Origin of the sequence: Corallococcus sp. 4LFB, assembly GCF_046520365.1 — a bacterium.
Lineage (GTDB): Bacteria > Myxococcota > Myxococcia > Myxococcales > Myxococcaceae > Corallococcus > Corallococcus caeni.
Map to the genome: position 1 here is coordinate 1 of NZ_JBKGHJ010000654.1, position 3,766 is coordinate 3,766.

The 3,766-nt window shown below is 72.7% G+C and carries 3 protein-coding genes and 1 pseudogene; 2 read left to right on the forward strand and 2 right to left on the reverse strand.

Translation table 11 applies throughout. From position 1 onward, the window contains the following. On the forward strand, positions 1–559 hold a 559-nt coding region (locus ACLEQD_RS38910), incomplete at its 5' end, for a DUF642 domain-containing protein (protein ID WP_410390940.1). 348 nt (positions 560–907) lie between these two features. After that, a complete protein-coding gene (locus ACLEQD_RS38915) occupies positions 908–2,218 on the forward strand; it encodes a DnaA N-terminal domain-containing protein (RefSeq protein WP_410390941.1) in 1,311 nt (436 codons plus the stop codon). A gap of 20 nt (positions 2,219–2,238) precedes the next feature. On the opposite strand, the gene ACLEQD_RS38920 is transcribed toward ACLEQD_RS38915, so the two are convergent. Beyond that, a complete protein-coding gene (locus ACLEQD_RS38920) occupies positions 2,239–3,588 on the reverse strand; it encodes an FtsX-like permease family protein (RefSeq protein ID WP_410390942.1) in 1,350 nt (449 codons plus the stop codon). Positions 3,589–3,673: 85 nt separating this feature from the next. Continuing rightward, a pseudogene (locus ACLEQD_RS38925) lies at positions 3,674–3,745 on the reverse strand (hypothetical protein); the annotation flags it as partial. Between the last annotated feature and the right edge of the window lie 21 nt (positions 3,746–3,766).

The following is a 3,766-nucleotide window of genomic DNA, read 5'->3' on the forward strand; positions in this document are numbered from 1 at the left end:
GGTGGCGGGCTTTGGCTTTTTCGCGCTGGCGGGCTGTGGGGGCCCGGACGCGGTGCTCAACGCCCCGGAGCTGGGCAAGGCCGAGCAGGGCATCACCGTCTCGACCAATGGCAGCTTCGAGACCAACAGCATCGGCGCGTCCAACTACGTGGTCCTCAGCGCGGGCAGCACCGCGCTGCCGGGCTGGACCATCACCTCCGGCATCAAGGTGATGAAGAGCACGTACAAGACGGCGCAGAACGGCGTGCAGTCCATCGACCTCAACGGCCTGGGCGCGGGCTCCCTGTACCAGGACGTCCCCACCGTCGTCGGCGGCGGCTACACGTTGACCTTCTGGGTATCCAACAGCCCCAACTGCACCACGGTGTCCCGATCGGCCACCGTCAACTACGGCCCGTCCAGCGCCAGCATCTCCAATGCGTCCGGGACCTGGGGCAGCTTCCCGCGCACCTACGTGTTCAACGCCACCAGCACCACCTCCAGAATCCAGTTCACCAGCACCTCCGGTGGCGTCAGCTGTGGTCTGGCCATCGACAACGTCACGGTGACCGGTCCGTGATCCGCTGATCATCCCTGTAGCCCTCGGGCCGCCGCTCCACCTCCGTGGGGCGGCGGCCTTTTTCCGCTGTAGCGCCCTGTAGCGTCGTTCGCGGGACGTCCGCTGGAGAACCCGGGGGGTAGACGGTTCGGGCCCGACGACACAGATCGCGGATCCGTGGATCATCCCCTGCCCCCATCCCACCTCCTGCGCTCGTGTGGAGCCCGGCTTCCGGCCGGGTCCGTGCGATCAGTGCGGGAGCCGTGGACCGGGGGACGACCCACGACATCGGGCAGGGACGGACGCCCGTAGCGGGCACCAGGGTACAGGGACGGACGCTTCACCGCGTCCGGGCTGGGAGGCGTGGACGTGGCGGGTCTGGACTGGGTGCAGGTGGACGTGGGCTTCCCCATGAGCCTCGCGGTGATCGGCGCCGCGCGTTCGCTGGGCATGGAGCGCCGCGCGTTCCTGGGCGCCATGGTGGAGCTGCAGATCTGGGCCGTGCAGGCCCTGCCCGAAGGGCGCTTCGTGTCCTTCGGACCGTCCGCGGACGCGTCCGGCGGACAGGCGTGGGACGCGTCCGCGGACGAAGCCGTGTGGATTGAAGCGCTGGAGTCCGCTGTCCGCTGGACGGGCACCCCCGGCGCCTTCTGGTCCGCCCTCCTCCGCGCCCGCCTGCTGATCCGTGAAGAGGACGGCGTGCGCCTCACCCTCTGCGATCGCTACGTCGGAGTGCTCGACAAGCGGAAGAAGGAGGCCGAGCGCAAGCGGCGTGAACGCGCCGCCGCCCGGGGCATCGACGTGTCCGCCGGACGTCCCAAGGACACGTCCGGGACGTCCTCCGCCAGAACCAGAAGGGAGAAGGAGAAAAAGAGAGCTTCATCTGCTGCTGCCGACCTGACTGGACTGGAAGACGCGGCCTCGCTCCCGGCCCACCTGGCCCCCGTGGCACTCCTCGCGGTCGAGGACACCACGCCCCCGGACGCGGAGCAGGATCCCATCCAGCTCTCCCTCCCCGGCACGCACCTGGTCCCGGCCACCCCGCCCCGCGAGGACACACCCGAGCCGTCCCCGGACGCCGTCCGTCCCCTCCCCGCCCCCACCCTGGCCGCCCGCGCGGCGGCCTTCTTCGACACGTTCCAGGACGCCCGGGCGAAGGCCTTCCGGGGCGTTCCCCGGGAGAAGCCACCCACCGGCTGGACGGAGTGGTACGCCCAGGCGCTGCGCGGCGTGGACGGCGACGAGGCCCGGCTCCATGCCGCCTGCCAGGGCTACCTCCAGTCCGACTGGGGCCGGACCCGGCAGCCCGTAGGCACCGTCGTCGCGTTCTGCTCGCCCCGCGTGTGGACGCGCTATGTCCCGCCGCTGGAGGACGGCGCGGAGGCGGACACCTCGGAGGCCGGTGTCGCGGTCCCCGCGGAGGGCGCGTCCTCGGAGGCCGCTCGCGTCTGGAGCGCGTGTCTGGAAGGCGTGCGCGCCCAGGGCAAGCGGTACGCGCTGTCCTGGCTGAGCAAGGCCCGGGCGGTGGGCTTGGAGGACGGACACCTGGTGCTCGCGGCGCCGGACGCCTACTTCCGCCAGTGGGTGGAGGAGCAGTACGGCTCGCTGATGGAGTCCGAGGCGCGGAGCCTGGGCTTGCAGGGCGTGCGCTGGGCCCGGGCCGCGCACGAGGTCGCCTGACCCGCAAGGATCCACAAGCCCTATTCGTCAGCGCGCAGCGCGATGGCCGGCGTCACGCGCAGCGCTCGGCGGGCAGGCAGCCAGCTGGCCACGATCGCCACCGCGCACAGCAGCAGGGGCACGCCTCCGAACGTCAGGGCGTCCAGCGTGCCCACGCCGTAGAGCATCCCCGCGAGGCCGCGCGCGAGCACCGCCGCCCCCACAAGCCCCACCGCGACGCCCATCGCGGCCAACCGCAGCCCCTGCCCCACCACCAGCCACAGCACCTGCCGGTCCGTCGCGCCCAGCGCCATGCGGATGCCCAGCTCACGCGTGCGCTGGCTCACCGTATACGCCAGCACGCCGTACAACCCCACGCCCGCCAGCGTCAGCGCGAGCACCGCCATGGCCGTGAGCAGGCTGCCCATCACCTGCGTGCGTCCCAGGCTCTCCGCCACCACGTCCTCCAGGTCGCGCACCTGCATGAGTGGCAGGCCCGGATCCACCGCACGAAGCTGTTCGCGCAGCGCGGGCACCAGCGCCTGCGCGCCCTGGGTGGCGCGCACGGCGATGACCATGTGCAGGCCCTCGAACTGAGCCATGGGAAGGTACACCTCCGCGCGTGGCTCCTCCGCGAGGCTCGCGTGGCGCACGTCGCCCACCACGCCCACCACCTCCCGGAACGGCTCGCCGTCGAGCGTCAGCCGTGCGCGCTGGCCCAGGGCGGATCCCTTCGGCAGGAAGCGCTTCACGAAGGCTTCGTTGACCACCATCACCGGCGCTGCGCCCGCGCCGTCCGAGGCGCTCACGTCGCGGCCCTCCTTCAGCGGGATGCGCAGCGTGGCGAAGTAGCCGTCGCTCACCGCGCGGAAGTTGACGGGCTCGCGCGCCTCGGCCCCCTGCTCCGTCTCACCGGGCAGCAGCACCGCGCTGAAGCCGTTGCGGTTCCACAGCGGCAGCGTGCTGGCCAGGCCCGCCGCCTGCACGGACGGCAACGCCCGCACCCGCGCCAGCAGCTCCGCGCTCACCAGCCTCCGGCGCGGGTCGTCCTGTCCATACGCCTCGCGGGGGAACGACAGGTCCATCGCGCTGACGCCGCGCGCATCGAAGCCTGGCGGTACGGAGTGCAGCGCGGAGAGCGTGCGCAGCATCAGGCCCGCGCCCACCAGCGGCACGAGCGCCAGCGCGACCTGCACCACCACCAGCACCGCTCGCGCCCGCATCGGCCCCGTCGCGCCCCTCCCTCCGCGCAGGCCTCCGAGCGCGCCCTTCGCCTCCGCGCGGGAAGCGCGCAGCGCGGGCACCAGGCCGAAGAGGACGCTGGTCGTCAGGGACAGCCCCGCCGCGATGGCGAGCACGTGCGGCTCCAGGCGGATCTCCTCTGGCGACACCACCTCGTCCGGGCACGAACACGCGCAGCAGGTCCATGCCCCACAGCGCCAGGAGCAGCCCCGCCGCGCCGCCTGGCACCGCGAGCACCGCGCTCTCCACCAGGAACTGCCGCACCAGCCGGCCCCGGTCCGCGCCCAGCGCCGCGCGCACCGCCACCTCGCGCTCCCGGGCACTGGC